At 71.7% G+C, this 18,355-nt stretch carries 13 protein-coding genes; 10 read left to right on the top strand and 3 right to left on the bottom strand.

Going from position 1 to position 18,355, the window contains the following annotated elements; genetic code table 11:
* Positions 1-16 precede the first annotated feature (16 nt).
* The gene (locus JNB61_RS14070; RefSeq protein WP_308291270.1) at positions 17-1,600 is read left to right on the top strand and encodes a dolichyl-phosphate-mannose--protein mannosyltransferase; all 1,584 of its coding nucleotides are present in this window, start codon (positions 17-19) and stop codon (positions 1,598-1,600) included.
* A 6-nt stretch (positions 1,601-1,606) separates the two neighbouring features.
* On the opposite strand, the gene JNB61_RS14075 is transcribed toward JNB61_RS14070, so the two are convergent.
* The gene (locus JNB61_RS14075) at positions 1,607-3,457 is read right to left on the bottom strand and encodes a thioredoxin domain-containing protein (protein ID WP_220340023.1); all 1,851 of its coding nucleotides are present in this window, start codon (positions 3,455-3,457) and stop codon (positions 1,607-1,609) included.
* 28 nt (positions 3,458-3,485) lie between these two features.
* Positions 3,486-4,322, bottom strand: a complete 837-nt coding sequence (locus JNB61_RS14080; RefSeq protein WP_220340024.1) for an aldo/keto reductase — start codon at positions 4,320-4,322, stop codon at positions 3,486-3,488.
* 79 nt (positions 4,323-4,401) lie between these two features.
* Between JNB61_RS14080 and hrpA the strand changes: the two genes are divergently transcribed.
* Together hrpA and JNB61_RS14090 are read left to right on the top strand one after the other, a co-directional pair.
* Complete coding sequence (hrpA, locus tag JNB61_RS14085) at positions 4,402-8,367, top strand: ATP-dependent RNA helicase HrpA (RefSeq protein ID WP_220340025.1); 3,966 nt, start codon at positions 4,402-4,404, stop codon at positions 8,365-8,367.
* Positions 8,368-8,396: 29 nt separating this feature from the next.
* Complete coding sequence (locus JNB61_RS14090) at positions 8,397-9,338, top strand: quinone oxidoreductase family protein (RefSeq protein ID WP_220289998.1); 942 nt, start codon at positions 8,397-8,399, stop codon at positions 9,336-9,338.
* A gap of 15 nt (positions 9,339-9,353) precedes the next feature.
* On the opposite strand, the gene JNB61_RS14095 is transcribed toward JNB61_RS14090, so the two are convergent.
* Positions 9,354-10,208 carry a sulfurtransferase gene (locus JNB61_RS14095; protein ID WP_308289196.1) on the bottom strand — a complete coding sequence of 285 codons (855 nt, stop codon included), beginning with the start codon at positions 10,206-10,208 and terminating at the stop codon, positions 9,354-9,356.
* Positions 10,209-10,323: 115 nt separating this feature from the next.
* On the opposite strand from JNB61_RS14095, the gene JNB61_RS14100 reads away from it, so the two are divergent.
* Genes JNB61_RS14100 through JNB61_RS14130 form a run of 7 tightly spaced genes read left to right on the top strand, consistent with a single transcriptional unit; the run spans position 10,324 to position 18,192 of the window.
* On the top strand, positions 10,324-11,694 hold the full coding sequence (locus tag JNB61_RS14100; RefSeq protein ID WP_223214839.1) for an O-acetylhomoserine aminocarboxypropyltransferase/cysteine synthase family protein: 1,371 nt from the start codon (positions 10,324-10,326) through the stop codon (positions 11,692-11,694).
* Between the two features lie 42 nt (positions 11,695-11,736).
* Positions 11,737-12,729 (top strand): Gfo/Idh/MocA family protein, encoded by a 993-nt coding sequence (locus tag JNB61_RS14105; RefSeq protein ID WP_220340027.1) that lies wholly within the window; start codon positions 11,737-11,739, stop codon positions 12,727-12,729.
* A 1-nt stretch (position 12,730) separates the two neighbouring features.
* Positions 12,731-13,606, top strand: a complete 876-nt coding sequence (locus JNB61_RS14110; RefSeq protein ID WP_220290006.1) for an NYN domain-containing protein — start codon at positions 12,731-12,733, stop codon at positions 13,604-13,606.
* Between the two features lie 56 nt (positions 13,607-13,662).
* On the top strand, positions 13,663-14,865 hold the full coding sequence (locus tag JNB61_RS14115; RefSeq protein ID WP_220290016.1) for an ROK family transcriptional regulator: 1,203 nt from the start codon (positions 13,663-13,665) through the stop codon (positions 14,863-14,865).
* Between the two features lie 9 nt (positions 14,866-14,874).
* A complete protein-coding gene (locus JNB61_RS14120; protein ID WP_220340028.1) occupies positions 14,875-15,972 on the top strand; it encodes a sugar ABC transporter substrate-binding protein in 1,098 nt (365 codons plus the stop codon).
* A 40-nt stretch (positions 15,973-16,012) separates the two neighbouring features.
* Positions 16,013-16,948 (top strand): ATP-binding cassette domain-containing protein, encoded by a 936-nt coding sequence (locus tag JNB61_RS14125; RefSeq protein ID WP_159843121.1) that lies wholly within the window; start codon positions 16,013-16,015, stop codon positions 16,946-16,948.
* Positions 16,945-18,192: a sugar ABC transporter permease gene (locus tag JNB61_RS14130; protein WP_220290022.1), complete on the top strand. Its 1,248-nt coding sequence runs from the start codon at positions 16,945-16,947 to the stop codon at positions 18,190-18,192. Before JNB61_RS14125 ends, JNB61_RS14130 begins: the two co-directional genes overlap by 4 nt.
* The last annotated feature ends 163 nt before the right edge of the window (positions 18,193-18,355 follow it).

Below are 18,355 nucleotides of genomic sequence, written 5' to 3' on the forward strand. Positions count from 1 at the left end.
GCCTAAACTTGACCGGGTGACGGATGCCCCGCGGCTCGAGGCCGATCAGCCCGCCGCGCCGCTCGCGCCCCCGGCCCGACCGAGCCTGTACGACCGCTTCGCCCGCCGGCTGAGCGAGGACGCGCGCGCTCGGCGACTGTATCGGTGGCTCGGTCCCGCGATCGTCCTGGTCATCGCCGCGGTCCTGCGGCTGTGGAACCTCGCCGCGGCGCACGACCTGATGAACCAGTTCGACGAGACGTACTACGTCAAGGACGCCTGGACGCTGCTCAACCTCGGGTATGAGGCGTCCTGGCCCCCCGGGGCCAACGACAGCTTCCTCGCAGGCGACGTGAACGTGTTCACGACCGACCCCGCGTTCGTCGTGCATCCTCCCCTCGGCAAGTGGATCATCGCACTCGGCATGGCGGTGCTCGGCCCGGGCTCCGGCTGGGGCTGGCGTATCACGACCGCACTGCTCGGCATCGCGTCCGTGCTGGTGCTCATGCTCATCGCCAAGCGCCTCACCCGATCGACGACGTTCGCGGTCGTCGCGGGCCTGCTCATGGCTGTCGACGGCCTGGCCATCTCGATGAGCCGCATCGCGCTGCTCGACACGTCGCTGACCTTCTTCGTGCTGCTCGCCTTCCTGTTCGTGCTGCGCGACCGCGAGCGCACGATGGCCCGCATCGCCGAGACCGTCGCCGCCCGCTACGGCGGCGACGCGCCGCCCTCCTGGGGTCCCGTGCTGTGGAATCGGCCGTGGATCATCGCCGCGGGCGCCGCGCTCGGCGCCGCGAGCGCCGTGAAGTGGTCGGGCGCGTGGGTGCTCGCCGGTCTCGGTCTCTACCTCGTGGTGACGGACGCGCTCGCGCGTCGTCGGGCGGGGGTCCTCTTCTGGCCGACGGACGCCGTGCGTCAAGGGCTGGCGACGTTCACGCTGCTCGTCCCGGTCGCGATCGCGGTGTACCTCGCGTCGTGGACCGGCTGGCTCGTCACCGACCGCGGGTACGACCGCCACTCCGGCGGCAACGCTCTCGAGAGTCTGTGGCTCTATCACGTGGCGATGTACAAGTCGACGGCCGGGATCATCTCCGGCCACTCGTACGCGAGTCCGGCGTGGCAATGGCCGCTGCTGTGGCGTCCCACCGGCGTCTACTACCACAACGACGCCCAGGGCGTGAACGGCTGCACCGCCCCGAGCGGATGCGTCGACGTGATCTCGACGATGCCGAACCCGCTCGCCTGGTACGCCGGCGTGGCGGCCGTGCTCTACCTCGCCTACCGCTTCGTCGTCGTGCGCGACTGGCGCCACGCGCTCGTGCTCACCGGGATCGCTGTCACCTACGTCCCGTGGCTGTTCCTTCCCGAGCGCACGATCTTCCAGTTCTACACGGTGCTGATCCTGCCGTTCATGCTGCTCGCGCTGACGTTCGCCTTGAAGGACATCGCCGGCAGCCCCTCGGCGGACCGCTACCGCCGGCTCACGGGCCAGCGCCTCGTGCTGGTGTTCCTGGCGGTCGCCCTCGCGCTGTCGGCATTCTGGTACCCGATCATCTCGGCGATGACCGTGCCCTATGACTTCTGGCACCTGCACATGTGGTCGGACAGCTGGGTCTGAACCGCCTCACGCCCGGAGGTCGGCGGCGTCGGTGACGGGCAGCCGGCACGCGAAGTCGCGGCAGTCGTAGGCGGTCGGGCGCCCGTCGCGCTCAGCCTTCTCGGCGAACAGCTCGAATCCCGCCGCGGCCCACGCGAGCGCCTGTTCCGGCGACACGATGGCCACGGCATCGGCACGGATGCCGCGCGCCGCCGTCGCGAGCGTCGCCCGGGGGTCGTCCGTGACGACGACCACCTGCCGCGGCGGCTCGGCGAGGCCTGCCGCGACCCGCAGCAGCGCGCCGTACGCGAGCGGCTGCGCGAGGGCCGACCGTGTGTGGGCGGCGACGAGTCGTTCGGCGATCGACCGGTAGCGGTCCCCGGCGCCCAGCACCCAGAGCGCGGCCGCGGCCTCCGCGACCGACGCCGCGCCGGACGGCTCGTCGGCGTCGGAGGCGGCGTCGGGGGCACCGATCCCCTGCCGCGACAGCACCGGGTCTCCCCCGCCGGGTACCGAGATGCGGCCGTCTGCACCCATGCAGGCATCGACGAGTCCGCGCGCCCGGAGGGCATAGGCGACCTCGCCCGTGGCGACGGCGAGCGCGAGCAGGCCTGCACCCAGCTGCCCGTGGTCAGCGAGCGTCGCGTGGGCCCGCGACGGCACCTCGTCCAGCGACGCCCGCAGCAGGCGCCCGTCGGAGGCGATGTTCACCTCGAGCACCGCATCGGCCGCCCAGCGCGCCGCCTCGATCCAGGATGCCTCGTCCAACCGCGCGCCCGCACGCGCGAGCGCGCCGATGGCGAGGCCGTTCCAGCCGCTGACGACCTTGCCGTCGACCGCCGGTGGCTCGAGGATCGCCCTGTCCGCGGCATCCCGAGCGTAGTAGCCGCCCTCGCTGCGGGCACCGTCGATCCACGATTCCGAATCCTGTGCGGCGCCGAAGCCTCCCCCGGGCTGCTGGAGCACGTCGCGCAGGAACCCGGCGATGCCGCGAGCCACGTCGTCACGGGGGGAGATCGTGTCCATCGCGACGTCGAGCAGCTGCGCGTTGTCGGTCAGCATGCGCTCGTAGTGCGGCACCGTCCAGTCGGGCCGGGTCGCGTAGCGGAAGAACCCGCCCTCCACGGCGTCGCGCAAGGGCGAGGCGGCCATCGCCGCGAGCGCGCGGTCGGCGACGGCGGATGCCTCAGCCGCCCGCTCCCGGACGATCCGCGTCTGCAGGAAGCGCAGCGCCGTGGCGACCGGGAACTTCGGGGCTGCGGCGCCGGGATCGCCGAAGCCGCCGTGGCGCGGATCCTCCCGGGCGGCGAGGGCGCGTGCCGCGTCCGCCAGGTCGTCGGCGGACGGTATCCGCGCGTCGCCGGCGGCCGCCGACTCGCGGACCTCCGCGAGAGCACCGGCGACGGCATCCGCCGTCTCGTCGATCTGGTCGCGCCGCTCGGTCCAGGCCTCGCGCACGGCGGCGAGCACCTGCCGGAACGCGGGGATCCCCGCCCGCGGTCGCGGCGGGAAGTAGGTTCCTGCGTAGAACGGTCGTCCTTCGGGCGTCGCGAACACGGTGAGGGGCCAGCCGAGGCTCGGCGAGAACGCCGACGCGGCGGCCATGTACGCGGCGTCGACCTCGGGATGCTCCTCGCGGTCGACCTTGATCGAGACGAACCCGGCGTCGAGCTCGGCGGCCGTCGTCTCGTCCTCGAACGATTCCCTCGCCATCACGTGGCACCAGTGGCACGTCGAGTAGCCGATCGACACCATCACGGGCACGTCCCGGCGCCGCGCCTCGGCGAACGCCTCCTCGCCCCACGGAAACCACGCGACCGGATTGCCCGCATGAGCTCTCAGGTACGGGCTCGTCGCTTCTGCGAGGCGAGGATTCACGGCATCCGCTCCTGCCGCCCGGGAGCGGTCAGTTGACCTCGTCGGGGTGCGCGCTGACGCGACCCGTTCCGTCGCCCGGCTCCATCGCGTCGATGGCGGCGATCTCGTCGGCGGTGAGCTCGAAGTCGAAGACGTCGAGGTTCTCCTCGAGGCGCTCACGGCGCACCGACTTCGGGAAGACGATGAAGCCCTTCTGCAGGTGCCAGCGAAGCACGGCCTGAGCCGGCGTCTTGCCGTGCGCCTCGGCGGCCGCGGCAACCGGCGCCGCACCGAACAGGTCGTACTTGCCCTGTCCGAGGGGGCCCCAGGACTCGATCTTCACGTCGTGGGCGGCGGCCCAGTCCGTGATGTCGCGTTGCTGGTGCGCGGGGTGCAGCTCGATCTGGTTCACGGCCGGCGCGACCCCCGTCGCCGACACGATCTTCTCGAGGTGCGGGACCAGGTGGTTCGAGACGCCGATGCTGCGCGTGAGGCCCGCGCCGCGCAGCTCGATGAGCTTCTCCCACGCGTGCAGATAGTTGTCGTGCGCGGGCGTCGGCCAGTGCACCAGATACAGGTCGACCTGATCGAGCCCGAGCTTGGCGAGGCTCTCCTCGATGGCGGCGTTCGGCTCGTCGCCGTCGTGGCGGTCGTTCCAGAGCTTGGTGGTGACGAACAGCTCCTCGCGGGCGATGCCGCTGGCGGCGATCGCGGCGCCCACCCCCTCCTCGTTGCCGTAGATCGCGGCGGTGTCGATGTGGCGGTAGCCGACCTCGAGGGCCTCGGCGACGGCCCGCTCGGTGTCCGCCGGCGGCACCTTGAAGACGCCGTAGCCGAGCTGAGGGATCGAGTTGCCGTCGTTGAGGGTCACGCTGGGGACTGTCATGGTCCCCAGCCTAGGCGCGCGGGCGCGGCGTCGGACGGGTCGATCCAGCGGGCGACGTGACGGGATACGATCGAAGGCTATGTCTGCGCCCGAACCCGTCATCTCGTATCCGCCGGAGCTCCCCGTCAGCGCCGCGCGCGACGAGATCGCGCGCGCCATGCGGGACCACCAGGTGGTGATCGTCGCGGGCGCGACCGGTTCGGGCAAGACGACGCAGCTGCCCAAGATCGCGCTGGAGCTCGGACGCACGCGCATCGCGCACACCCAACCGCGTCGCATCGCGGCACGGACGATCGCCGAGCGCATCGCCGAGGAGCTGCAGGTGCCGCTCGGATCGACCGTCGGCTACAAGGTCCGCTTCACCGACAAGGTCTCGGAAGACACGCGCATCGCGCTGATGACGGACGGCATCCTCCTCAACGAGATCCACCGCGATCGCCTGCTGCGCCGCTACGACACGGTCATCGTCGACGAGGCCCACGAACGCTCACTCAACGTCGACTTCCTCCTCGGATACCTGCGACGGATCCTGCCGAAGCGCCCCGACCTCAAGGTCGTCATCACGAGTGCGACCATCGACCCTGAGAGCTTCGCGAAGCACTTCGCGAAGCCCGACGGCACGCCCGCCCCGATCATCGAGGTATCGGGACGCACCTATCCGGTCGAGATCCGTTACCGCCCGCCCGCGCGTCCGGCGAAGGGCGAGGACGAGTCCGACGACGTGGACGGCATCACCGCCGCACTGCGGGAGCTCGACCGCGAATCCCCCGGAGACGTGCTGGTGTTCCTCCCCGGCGAGGCGGAGATCCGCGACGCGGCCGACGCCGTGCGGGGCATGTACGCGAAGGATGCCGCGCCCACCGAGGTGCTCCCGCTCTACGGGCGCCTGTCCGCTGCCGAGCAGCACCGGGTCTTCGAGCGGTCGCAGGTGCCCGGCATCCGTCGCCGCGTGATCCTCGCGACGAACGTCGCCGAGACGAGCCTCACCGTGCCGGGGATCCGGTACGTCGTCGACACGGGCACGGCGCGCATCTCGCGCTACAGCAACCGCAGCAAGGTGCAGCGCCTGCCGATCGAGGCGGTGTCGCAGGCATCCGCCCAGCAGCGGTCGGGGCGTGCGGGCCGCACCAGCGACGGCATCGCGATCCGGCTGTACTCCGAGGAGGACTTCGGCACCCGGCCGGAGTTCACCGAGCCCGAGATCCTGCGCACGAGCCTGGCCTCGGTCATCCTGCAGATGCTCTCGCTCGGCTTCGGCGACATCTCGTCCTTCCCGTTCCTCACGCCTCCGGACTCGCGCGGCGTCAAGGCCGCGCTCGACCTCCTCGTCGAGCTGGGTGCGGTCCGGACGGGCCGCGATCACCCCACGCTCACCGACCTCGGCCGCGAGATCTCGCGACTGCCGATCGACCCGCGGTTCGCCCGCATGCTCGTCGAGGCGCGACGCACCGGTGTGCTGCGGGACATTCTCGCGATCGTCGCGGGGATGTCGATCCAGGATGTGCGCGAGCGCCCTGAAGACCGTCGCGAAGAGGCCGACCGTCTGCACGCCCGGTTCACCGACCCGTCGAGCGACTTCCTCAGCCTGCTCAACCTCTGGAACCACCTGCAGCAGAAGCAGGCAGAGCTCGGTTCGAGCGCCTTCCGGCGCCTGTGCCGCGCCGAGCACCTCAACTACGTGCGGGTGCGCGAGTGGGCCGACGTGCATCGCCAGCTGAGCGCACTCGCAGGCGCGCCGCGCAAGGCGCCGCCGGGAACTGCCGATCCCGACGAGCTGCACAAGGCCATCCTTTCCGGCCTGCTCTCCCACCTCGGGATCCTCGACGAGCGCACCACGACGACCGCCGCCCGTGGCCGCACCGGCCCTGACCGCGCCGACCAGCGGCGCGGCGCCGAGTATCTCGGCTCTCGCGGCACCCGCTTCGCGATCTTCCCGGGCTCAGGGCTCAAGAAGAAGCGGCCGACCGCCGTCATGGCCGCGGAGGTCGTCGAGACCAGTCGCCTGTTCGCGCGCACCGTCGCCGCGATCGACCCCGCGTGGGCTGAGCCGCTCGCGGGCGATCTGGCCAAGCGCTCGCTCAGCGAGCCGCACTGGTCGAAGGCGTCGGGAGCGGCCTCCGCCTACGAGAAGGTCACGCTGTTCGGCCTCGAGATCGTGCCCAAGCGCCGGGTGCAGCTCGCACGGTTCGACCGGCCCTTCGCGCGTGAGCTGTTCGTGCGCCACGCGCTGGTCGAGGGCGAGTGGGACTCGTCCCACCTCGACAAGAAGCTCACGGCGTTCGAGCGCCGAAACCTCGAACTGCGCCGACGGCTCGAGAAGATCGAGGAGCGCGAGCGCCGCCGCGACATCCTCGTGGGTGACGAGGCCGTGTTCCGGTTCTACGACGCCCGGATCCCCCGCGACGTGTTCGACGCGCGCTCCTTCGAAGCCTGGTGGAAGGATGCCTCGGCACGAACGCCGCGACTGCTCGACATGACGGAGGCCGACCTCGTCGATGAGGCGTCGCGCGGCGACGAGCGCGACTTCCCGGCTCTCTGGACCCAGGGCGACCAGGTGCTCTCGCTCGCGTACCGCTTCGAGCCCGGCGCCGCCGACGACGGCGTGACGGCGGTGGTTCCGCTGGCCCTCCTGGCGCAGCTGCGGCCCGATGGGTTCGACTGGCAGGTGCCCGGGATGCGCGACGAGCTCATCACGGCCCTGCTGCGCTCGCTTCCCAAGGCCATCCGGCGCCACGTCGTGCCCGCCGCGGACTGGGCGGCCACCTTCTCCGCCGACCTCGCGGGGCAGGGCCCGGAGGCCCATGACGGCCTGCCGCCCACCGCGCTGCGTGACGCCCTCGCGACGCGGATCCAGCGCGTGGCGAGCCGGCCCGTGAGTGCCGCCGACTTCGACATGGAGCGGGTGCCGGGGCACCTGCAGGTGTCGTTCCGGGCGGTCGACGAACGCGGACGCGCCGTCGGATCCGGCCGCGATCTGGCCGCACTGCAGGCGCGCCTCGCCGAGAGGGCCCGGGCGTCCGTCTCCCGCTCGCTGACGGCGAAGGGCTCCGGTCCCCGCTCGTCGGGCGAGCCGGCGACCCGAGACGGGCAGGCGACACGGCCCGCAGCATCCGGCGGCGCCGGGCGCCCCGAGTCGCTCGTTCCTCGCCCGGCCGGCGACCGGGATGCCGCGACCTTCGCGGAGCGCACGGGCCTCACGGACTGGACGTTCGGCGACCTGCCCGACGTCGTCGACACGAAGGTCGCGGGCGGCGTCGTGCGCGGCTACCCCGCGATCGTCGACGAGGGTGCGTCGGTCGCGCTGCGGATCGAGACGACGCCCGAGGCCGCGGCCCGTGCCACGAAGGCGGGGGTACGGAGACTGGTGCTGCTGGCGGTCGCGTCGCCGTCCGCCTACGTGCTCGAACACCTGACCTCTGCCGAGAAGCTCGCGCTCGCCGCATCCCCGTATCCGTCCGCGAAGGGGCTCATCGAGGACGCCCGCGTGGCGGTGGCGGATGCGGTGATCGCACGCACCGCTCCCGACGCGGTGGTGCGCACCCGCGCGGGCTTCGAAGCGGTGCGGGACGCGTTCTCCGGCGCGGTGGTCGACGAGCTCTTCCAGACGGTGTCACTGACCGCCCGCATCCTGACGGCGGCCCGCGACGTGGAGCGCGCGATGCGCGAAGCGAACTCGCTCACGCTGCTCGGCGCCCTGAACGACGTCAAGGGACAGCTGGCGGGTCTGGTGTTCCCGGGTTTCGTGTCCCGTACCGGCACCGCCCGGCTGGGCCAGCTGCCCCGCTACCTGCGCGGAGCGCTCGAGCGCGTCCGCACCCTCACCGACAACCCCGGCCGCGACCGCCAGCGCATGACCGAGTTCGAGCGGGCGGCCGCGGTGTTCGCCGAGGCCGGCGGCGCGATCCCGCCGGCGGATGACGCCCCGGGTCCGCTCGTGCACGCCCGGTGGCTGCTCGAGGAGTACCGTGTGAGCCTGTTCGCGCAGTCCCTCGGCACCGCCGAGCCGGTATCGCTGCAGCGGATCCAGAAAGCCCTCAGGGAATAGCCGTCTCGACGACAGGAGTTGCCCCCGTCATGACCACTGCGATCGCGTACGCCGAGTTCGGGGGCCCCGAGGTCCTTCACGAGATCCCCGTTCCCGAGCCCGTGGCAGGCGCCGGGCAGCTCGTGATCCGCGTCACGGCGGCGGGTGTCAATCCGATCGATGTGAAGCTCCGCTCCGGCCGTCGGGCGTCGGCTGAGATCACCGAGCCCCGACGCATCGGCTCGGACGGCGCGGGCGTCGTGACCGGCGTCGGGGAAGGCGTCGACGGATTCCGCGTCGGCGATCCCGTCGTCTTCGCGAGCGCCGCCGGCGCGTACGCGACCGACATCGCGGTGCCCGCATCGCGCGTGTTCCCCCGGCCGCCGCAGGTGAGCGCCGCCCACGGCGCCGCGCTCGGCATCCCGGTCGGCACCGCATATCAGGCGCTGCGCTCGCTGGCGGTCAGCAGCGACGACACCGTGCTCGTGCACGCCGGGTCAGGTGCCGTCGGCCAGGCCCTCATCCAGTTCGCCGTGCTGTGGGGCGCCACCGTGGTCGCCACGTCGTCCGAGGGGCGCTTCGACCGCGTCCGCGAGCTCGGGGCGCTCCCCGTCGCGTACGGTGAGGGGCTCATCGACCGCGTGCGCGAAGCAGCTCCCCAGGGCGTGACGGTCGCCGTCGACGCCGCCGGCACCGACGAGGCCCTCGACACCTCGCTCGAGCTGGTCGCCGACCGTCAGCGGATCGCGACGCTGGTTCGGGGCCGGGATGCTGCGGGCCGCGGCATCCGCGCATTCTCGGGCGGTTCGCCCGAGCCCCTCACCGCGCAGCAGCAGGCCTGGCGCACCGAGGCGGTTCCGGTGGCGCTCGCCCTGATCGCCGCGGGGCGCTTCTCGGTCGAGCTCGGCCCGTCGTTCGCCCTCGCCGACGCCGCCGAGGCGCATCGCGCGATCGAGTCAGGCGTGGCCGGGAAGATCACGCTGGTCCCGTGACCCGGGCAAGCCCCGTCACTGCGCCCGCCCGGTGACCTCCGCGGACGAGGGGCCCGTCGCGATCGGCCTCCCCGGCGTGTTCGACCACTGACTCCACGAGCCCGGGTAGATCCCCAGTTCCAGCCCGGCCAGCTCTGCAGCGAACACGGCCTGCGCGGCGGTCACGCCAGACCCGCAGTACGCTGCGGCCGACACGCCTTCGCCGACGCCGACGCTGGCGAAGAGCGCGCGCAAGGTCGCCGCATCCCGGAATCGGTCTCCGTCCATGTACGCGCCGGTCGGGAGGTTCACGGCGCCGGGGATGTGGCCCGCGATCGGGTCGATCGGCTCGACCTCGCCGCGGTAGCGCTCGGCGGCGCGCACGTCGATGAGCACACCCGACGCGGCGAGCGCGGCGGCCTCCTCGATCGAGAGCACCGGCTCGGCGATGGGGGCGAGCGTCACGGCGCCGGGTGCCGGGGTGACGGGTCCGGACTCGAGGGGCCGGCCGGCTGCGGTCCAGGCGCCGAGGCCCCCGTCGAGGATGCGCACGTCGGCGATGCCGGAGCGGGTCAGCAGCCACCACGCGCGGGAGGCGCCCAGCGCACGGTCGTCGTCGTAGACGACGACGGTGTCGCCGTCGTCGATGCCCCAGCGGCGCGCGGCCGCCTGCAGCGCCTCCTGCGAAGGCAGCGGGTGCCGCCCCTCGTCGGGTCGGCCGTGGTGCGAGAGCTCGGTCTCCATGTCGACGTAGACGGCGCCCGGCACATGACCCTCCCGATGCTCGGCGCTCCCGTCGGGGCGGTCCAGCCGATACCTCACGTCGAGCACGCGCACGGCGGCGGACCGGAGGAGATGATCGAGTTCTGCGGGGGTGATCAGCTGCGCCACCCCACCATTCTCGCCCGCGCACGCACTACCGCTGCCGCGATCGGGCCGCGCCGCCGGCGCAACAGTTCGACACACGACACCCCGCCGCGGGCGCCTCGGCTCGACAATGGTGGGCATGCCTGAACAGACTCGTCCTGCCGCCCCTCGCTCGTTCGCGACGGCGCAGGTGCAGGCCGGGTTCGACTCCGGCATCGCGGAGAACACCGCCATCCCCTCCATCCACCAGTCGAACGGGTTCGAGTTCCGCTCGCTCGCCGAGGCGCGCGACCTCTTCGCGCTGCGCAAGGACGGCAACATCTACAGCCGCGCGGCGAACCCCACGGTGCTCGTGTTCGAGCGCCGCGTGGCCGAACTCGAGGGCGGCATCGCCGCGGCGGCCGTGGCGTCCGGCCAGGCGGCCGTCGCGGTGGCGCTGCTGGCCCTCGCCAAGCAGGGCGAGCACATCGTCGCGGCCCGTCAGCTCTACGGCGGCACGGTCGATCTGCTGCAGGACACCTTCGCCGACTGGGGCATCGAGGTGACGTTCGTCGACCAGGACGACCTCGACGCGTGGCGCGCCGCCGTGCGTCCGACCACGCGCGCGCTGTTCGCCGAGTCGATCTCGAACCCCATCGCGCAGGTGCTCGACCTCGGTGCCGTCGCCGCCGTCGCCAAAGAGGCCGGCGTGCCCCTCGTGATCGACAACACCGTCGCGACGCCGTACCTTCAGCGCGCCAAGGACTTCGGCGCCGACATCGTGGTGCACTCCGCCACGAAGTTCCTCGGCGGCCACGGCACGTCGCTCGGCGGCGTCGTGGTGGATCTGGGCACGTTCGACTTCACCGCCGAGCCCGCGCGCTGGCCGCAACTGACCCAGACCTACCCGCGTGTCCCGGACGGCAGCCTGGTGGAGCGCTTCGGCGAGACCGGTTCGCCGTACATCGCGCTGGTGAAGACCAAGTACGTCCACGACCTCGGGCCCTCGCTGTCGGCCTTCAACGCCTTCCAGCTGCTGCAGGGGCTCGAGACGCTCGACCTGCGCATGCAGCGCCACACCGCGAGCGCGCTCTCCGTCGCCCGATTCCTCGAGACCCACCCCGCCGTCTCGCGCGTGCACCACCCGGGACTGGAGTCGAGCCCGTGGTACACACAGGCCCAGGCGTATCTCCCCGACGGCGTGAGCTCGGTCTTCGCGTTCGACCTCCCGACGACCGGCGACGCCGAGGCGGACTTCCGCCTCGTCGAGGCGTTCGTCTCGCGCCTTCAGGTGATCCGCCTGGTCGCCAACATCGGCGACGCACGCAGCCTCGTCGCGCACCCGGCATCCATGACGCACAGCCACATGTCGCCCACACAGCTCGCCGAGGCGCACATCGGCCCGACCACCGTGCGCCTGTCGATCGGTCTCGAGGACGCCCGCGACATCGTCGACGACCTCGCCCGCGCGCTCGACCAGATCACCGTGGCCGAGGGCCACACCGAGCTCGCGCAGAGCGTCGCCCGCTAGTCGTCCGGGCAGGCGCGGCATCGCGCCGCTAGCCTCGTGTTCATGATCTCGCCCTCCTCCCCCCGCTGGGGGATCCTCGGTCCGGGCGGCATCGCCCGCGCCTTCGCCGGCGACCTGCGCACGGCCGGACTCGATATCGCCGCCGTGGGTTCACGCCGGCGCGCGACCGCAGAGGCGTTCGCCGCCGACTTCGGCATCGCGCACGCCCATGGCTCCTATGAGGACCTCGTCACCGATCCCGACGTCGACATCGTCTACATCGCCACGCCGCACCCGATGCACGCGGCGAATGCGCTGCTCGCCCTCGAGGCGGGCAAGCACGTGCTGGTCGAGAAGGCGTTCACCCTCAACGCCGCCGAGGCGGCGGCCGTGCGCGACGCGGCGGCCGACCGAGGACTGCTCGCGATGGAGGCGATGTGGACCCGGTACCTGCCGCACATGGTCCGCATCCGGGAGCTGGTCGAGTCCGGCGCGCTCGGCGAGGTCCGCGCCGTCACCGCCGATCACACGCAGCTGCTGCCCTCTGATCCGGCGCACCGCATCAACGCGCTGGAGCTCGGCGGCGGTGCCCTCCTCGACCTGGGCGTCTACCCCGTGTCGTTCGCGTGGGACATCCTCGGCGAGCCTCTCTCGATCGCCGCGGCCGCGCGCATCGGCGACGCCGGATCCGACACCGAGGTCGCGACGATCATGACGCACGCGTCGGGTGCGCTGTCGACCTCCATCTCGGCATCCCGCGGCGCAGGACCCAACACGGCGACCATCATCGGCACCGAGGCCCGCATCGACATCGACCGCGTCTGGTACTCGGCCACCTCGTTCCGCCTCGTGGGTCCCGACGGCACGGTGCGCGAGGAGTTCCGCCCCGACATCGAGGGGCGCGGCATGCAGTATCAGGCGCTCGCGGCCGAGCGGTACCTCGCCGAGGGCCGCACCGACTCCGACGTGCTGCCCATCGACGAGACCGTGGCGATCATGGCGACCCTGGACGAGATCCGCGACCTCGTCGGCGTCCGCTACCCCGGTGAGGAGTGACATGCCCGACCTGCTGAGCCCTCGGGTGGCGGTGTATCTGGACTTCGACAACATCGTGATGTCCTGGTACGACCGCGTCCACGGCAAGAACTCGTACTCCCGCGACCGCCAGAAGATCGCGACGGATGCTGCGGACCCCGAGATCGCCGAGCGCCTCGCCGCCGCGACGATCGACGTCGGCGCCATCATCGACTACGCGACGTCGTTCGGCACGCTGGTGCTCACGCGGGCCTACGCGGACTGGTCGGCACCCGTCAACGCGGAATACCGGTCGCAGCTCGTTGCGCGCGCCGTCGACCTGGTGCAGCTGTTCCCGGCGGCGGCATACGCGAAGAACGGCGCCGACATCCGCCTCGCCGTGGACGCCGTGGAAGACATGTTCCGCCTGCCCGACCTGACGCACGTGGTGATCGTCGCCGGCGACTCCGACTATGTTCCGCTCGCCCAGCGATGCCGCCGCCTGGGCCGCTTCGTCGTGGGCGTGGGCGTCGCGGGCTCCACCGCGAAGTCGCTGGCCGCGGCGTGCGACCAGTTCGATTCGTACGACGCGCTGCCGGGCGTGGCGGCTCCGCCGTCGGGGAAGAAGGATGCCGCGCCGCAGCGCGCGTCCGCCAGCCGGCGCGCGAGGAAGGCCGCCGTCGACCCGACCGAGTCCCTCCTCGAGCGCGCGCTGCGTCTGGAGAGCGACAAGGAAGGCGTGGAGTGGCAGCACGCCTCGGCGGTCAAGAGCCTGATCAAGCGACTCGACCCGTCGTTCAGCGAGAAGGCCCTCGGACACAAGAGCTTCTCGGAGTTCGTGAAAGCCCATCCCGGCGTCGCCGAAGTCGACGAATCGGGCAACATCGTGCTCATCCGCCTCGCCGCCGACCGGCGCTGACGCCGGGTGAACCCAGAGCCGACCTGGGAAATCGGCCGTGGGATACAGTGTCAACTGTGGCACGCCGTCAAGCCCCGCCGGGCTCGCAGACCTCGCTCCGCGAGGCCAATCGTGCGCGCGTCATCGAGTCGCTGAAGCGCCACGGTCGCCTGACGCAGATCGAGCTCGCCGGCAGCACCGGTCTGTCGCCGGCCACGGTCTCGAACATCGTCAAGGAGCTGACGGCGTCGGGCCTCCTCCACACGTCGTTCACGACGAGCAGCGGCCGCCGCGCCACCCTCGTGTCGCTCGCCCGCCGGCTCGGCCTGGTCGCCGGAGTCCACTACAGCTCGCGCCACCTGCACCTCGCGATCGCCGACACGGCGCGCACCATCGTGACGCAGTCGTCACTGCCGCTCCCCCTCGACCACCGGCACGACTCGGAGCTCGACCGCCTCGCACTGCTGCTCGGCGACATGATGGAGTCCCTGGGCGGCTCCATCACCGACCTGCTGGGGGTGGGCCTGGCTCTTCCGGCGCCCATCGATCCGCGCACGGGCATGGTCTCGACGCCGGGACTCCTGCGCGGCTGGGAGAACGTCGACGTCGCGGACAGCCTGGCGATCCGGATCGGGCGCCCCGTGCACGTCGACAGCGAAGCGAATCTCGGCGGACTGGCGGAAGCCCGCGAGGGCAACGGGCGCTCCGCCGCATCGTCGGTCTTCATCCGCGTCGGTCACACCATCAGCGCCGGGCTCATCGTGAACGGCGACCTGTTCCGCGGCGTCAACGGCAAGGCGGGGCAGATCGGCCACGTGACCCTCGACGAGAACGGCCCGATCTGCCGCTGCAGCAATCGCGGCTGTCTCGAGACCTACGCCGGCGGACCCGCCCTGCTGTCGCTCTTCCCGCCGAGCGAGGGCATGCACCGCCTCGGCGACCTTCTGCACGCCGCCGAAGCCGGCGACGGCGCGGCGCGGCGCGTGATCGCCGACGCCGGACGCCACATCGGCATCGCGGCCGCGAGCCTGTGCAACCTCTTCGATCCGGAGCTCATCGTCGTCGGCGGCGAGCTGGGCCAGGCCGGCGAGATCCTCATGGCACCCATGCGACACTCGCTCGAGCGCACGGCGCTCGCGTCCGCGAACGGCCTGCCCGAGATCGTGGGCGCCTCGTTCGGCGAGTGGGCCGAGACGCGCGGGGCGATCGCGATCGCCCTCGACCATGTCACGGTCGACGCCCAGCTTCCGACCGCACCCTCGCTGCCCATCACCGCATAGGCTCGTCCGATGCCACGCACGCGCACCGATCGGCCGCGTCGGCGCCCGGACGGGCGTCACGCGCCGGCTGCGGCATCCGGTCTCCTCCTGGTCGCGGCCATGCTGTCGGCGTGCTCAGGCACCCCCGGCACGGGCGGATCGCCCGTCGACGACACGATCGCGCTGCTGCTGCCCGACGCCAAGACCGCGCGCTACGAGACGTTCGACCGCCCGATGTTCGAGGCGCGTGTCGCCCAGCTCGGCGACTATGAAGTGCTCTACGCCAACGCCGACCAGGACGCCGCGAAGCAGCAGCAGCAGGCGGAGTCGGCGCTCGCCGCCGGCGCCGGCGTGCTCGTGCTCGACCCCGTCGACGCGAACGCCGCCGTCAGCATCGTGAGCTCGGCGAACGCGAAAGGCGTGCCCGTCATCTCGTACGACCGGCTCGTCGCCGGCGGCGACCTCGCGTACTACATCTCGTTCGACAACGAGAAGGTCGGAGTGCTGCAGGCCGCCGCGTTCGTGGAGGGCATCCGGGCGGAGGACGAGGGTGGCGGCATCCTGATGGTCAACGGCTCGCCCACCGACAGCAACGCCGCGCTGTTCAAGCAGGGCGCGCACAGCATCATCGACGACAGCGGCCTGCGCGTGCTCGCCGAGTACGACACCCCCGGGTGGAACCCCGAGAAGGCACAGGAGTGGGTGTCGGGCCAGATCGCGCAGCACGGCGGCGCCATCGTGGGCGTGTACGCCGCGAACGACGCGACGGCCGGCGGCGCGATCGCGGCGCTGCGGGTCGCGAACGTCGATCCGCTGCCGATCGTGACGGGGCAGGATGCCGAACTCTCGGCGATCCAGCGGATCCTGACGGGCGACCAGTACATGACCGTGTACAAGGCGATCAAGCCGCAGGCCGAACTCGCGGCCGAGGTCGCGGTCAAGCTCCTGCACGGCGAAGAGGTCACGGCCCCCCTCGAGATCCAGGGGACGCCGGCCACTCTTCTCGACCCGGTTGCCGTGACGATCGACGACATCATGCAGACGGTCGTCGCCGACGGGTTCTGGACCGTCGAGGACATCTGCACACCGGCGTACGCGGATGCGTGCGAAGCGGCGGGCATCGGGTAGGGTCCTGACTCTGGCAGGGATCGATGAGGACGAGGCGAGGATGTCGATGACGCACCCGCGGGCGGGGCGCCCGCGTGAACGCGTGCTGACGATGCGCGGGATCGGCAAGCGCTTCGGCGCGGTCAAGGCCCTCACCGACGTCGACTTCTGGGTGAACGAGGGCGAGGTGGTCGCCCTCGTCGGCGACAACGGCGCGGGCAAGTCGACTCTCGTGAAGGTGCTCGCCGGCGTGCACCCTCCCGACAGCGGATCGATCGAGTTCGACGGCGAGCCCGTCGGCATCGGCACCCCGGCCGACGCGCAGGAGCTCGGGATCGAGACGATCTTCCAGGACCTCGCACTGTGCGACAACCTCGACGTCGTCGCGAACCTGTGGCTCGGCCGCGAGCTTCGCGATGGCGCGACGCTCGACGAGGTCGACATGGAGCAGCGCACGTGGACCCTGCTGCGAGAGCTGTCGGCCAAGATCCCCTCGGTGCGCGTCCCGGTCGCCTCGCTCTCGGGCGGGCAGCGCCAGACCGTCGCGATCGCGCGATCGCTCATCGGCGAGCCCCGCGTCGTGATCCTCGACGAGCCGACTGCCGCCTTGGGCGTCGCGCAGACCGCCGAGGTGCTGAACCTCATCGAGCGGCTGCGCGAGCGCGGGCACGGCGTCATCCTGATCAGCCACAACATGGCGGACGTGATGGCCGTAGCCGACCGCGTCGTGGTGCTGCGCCTCGGCCGCAACAACGGGGTGTACAATGTGGCCGACGTCACGAGCGAGACCCTCATCGCGGCCATCACCGGTGCGGTCGACCACTCGGCTCTGCGACGGGCACCGGAGCGGACGGATGCTGCGCCCCCGCCGTCGCAGGTCGGGCTCCCACCCGACGAACCCCCGCTCGACGAGCACACGGGCGGGGGCACGGTCATCCGCATGCCGCGCGCCGGCTCCCGCGGCACCTCTCGTCCCCGCGGAGACGGGACCCGATGAGTCTCCACGGCGAAGAGCGCCTGGCAGAGACCGCCGCCCAGGAGCGGCTCCTGAGCGGAAGCGGCATCCGTCACGCCCTCGAGGCGTTCGTGGCGCGCGTGCGCGGCGGCGATCTGGGGGCGCTTCCGGTCGTGCTCGGGATCGTGGTGATCTGGACGGTCTTCCAGTTGCTGAACCCCGTGTTCCTCTCGAGCGAGAACCTGGTCAACCTCACGATGCAGTGTGCGGCGATCGGCACGATCGCCCTCGGCGTGGTCCTGGTGCTGCTCGTGGGCGAGATCGACCTCTCGGTCGGTTCGGTGTCGGGCCTGGCCGCAGCGGTGCTCGCCGTGACGTTCGTGCAGCTGCAGTGGAGCCTCGTGCTCGCGCTGATCGCGGCGATCGCGATCGGCTGCCTCGTCGGGCTGCTCTACGGCTACCTGTTCACACGGTTCGGTCTTCCGAGCTTCGTCATCACGCTCGCCGGCCTGCTCGGCTTCCTCGGCCTGCAGCTGTGGGTGCTCGGCGAGACCGGATCGATCGCCATCCCCTTCGATTCGTGGCTCGTGCAGTTCGCCCAGCAGATGTTCCTGCCGGCGTGGGCGTCCTACGTGGTAGCCGTGCTCGCCGTGGCCGCCTTCGCCCTCTCACTCGTGCGACGTGCGCGACGGCGCGCGGCGGCCAACCTGGTGAGTCAGAGCTACGGCGAGATCGCTCTGCGCAGCGCAGCGCTGCTGGTGTTCCTCCTCGTCGCGACGTGGTACCTGAATCTCTACCGGGGCGTCGGCGTGATGTTCCTGTTCTTCCTCGCGCTCGTCGTCGCGATGAACTTCGCGCTCACCCGCACCCGCTGGGGCCGCGCGGTCTACGCGGTCGGCGGATCGGTCGAGGCGGCGAGACGGGCGGGGATCCGTGTCGACCGGATATACCTGTCGGTCTTCGCGATGTGCTCCACCCTCGCCGCCGTGGGGGGCATCCTCGCCGCAGCCCGGCTGGCCTCGGCCAATCAGAGTTCCGGCACCGGCGATGTGAACCTCAACGCGATCGCGGCCGCCGTCATCGGCGGCACGAGCCTGTTCGGCGGGCGAGGATCCGCGTTCTCGGCACTCGTCGGCATCGTGGTGATCCAGTCGATCTCCTCGGGCCTGACGCTTCTGAACCTCGACTCCTCGGTGCAGTTCATGGTCACCGGCGTCGTGCTCGTGCTCGCGGTGATCGTCGACTCCCTCTCGCGCCGCACCCGCGCGGCCACCGGTCGCGCCTAAACCGGTCCCGGCGTCGCCTGGCTTCACTTGGCGAACGCTCCCAGCCGGCGTCCAGGACGGCACCCGGTCTTCGCTTGGCGAATTGTCGCCTTTCACCCCCGCACACGGGCACTGTGCACGGTAAGCGCTCTCTGCCTTCGCCGGATGAGAGCATCCGTCACGC

The sequence above is a fragment of the Microbacterium ureisolvens genome (genome assembly GCF_019511645.1).
Classification (GTDB): Bacteria; Actinomycetota; Actinomycetes; order Actinomycetales; family Microbacteriaceae; genus Microbacterium; species Microbacterium ureisolvens_A.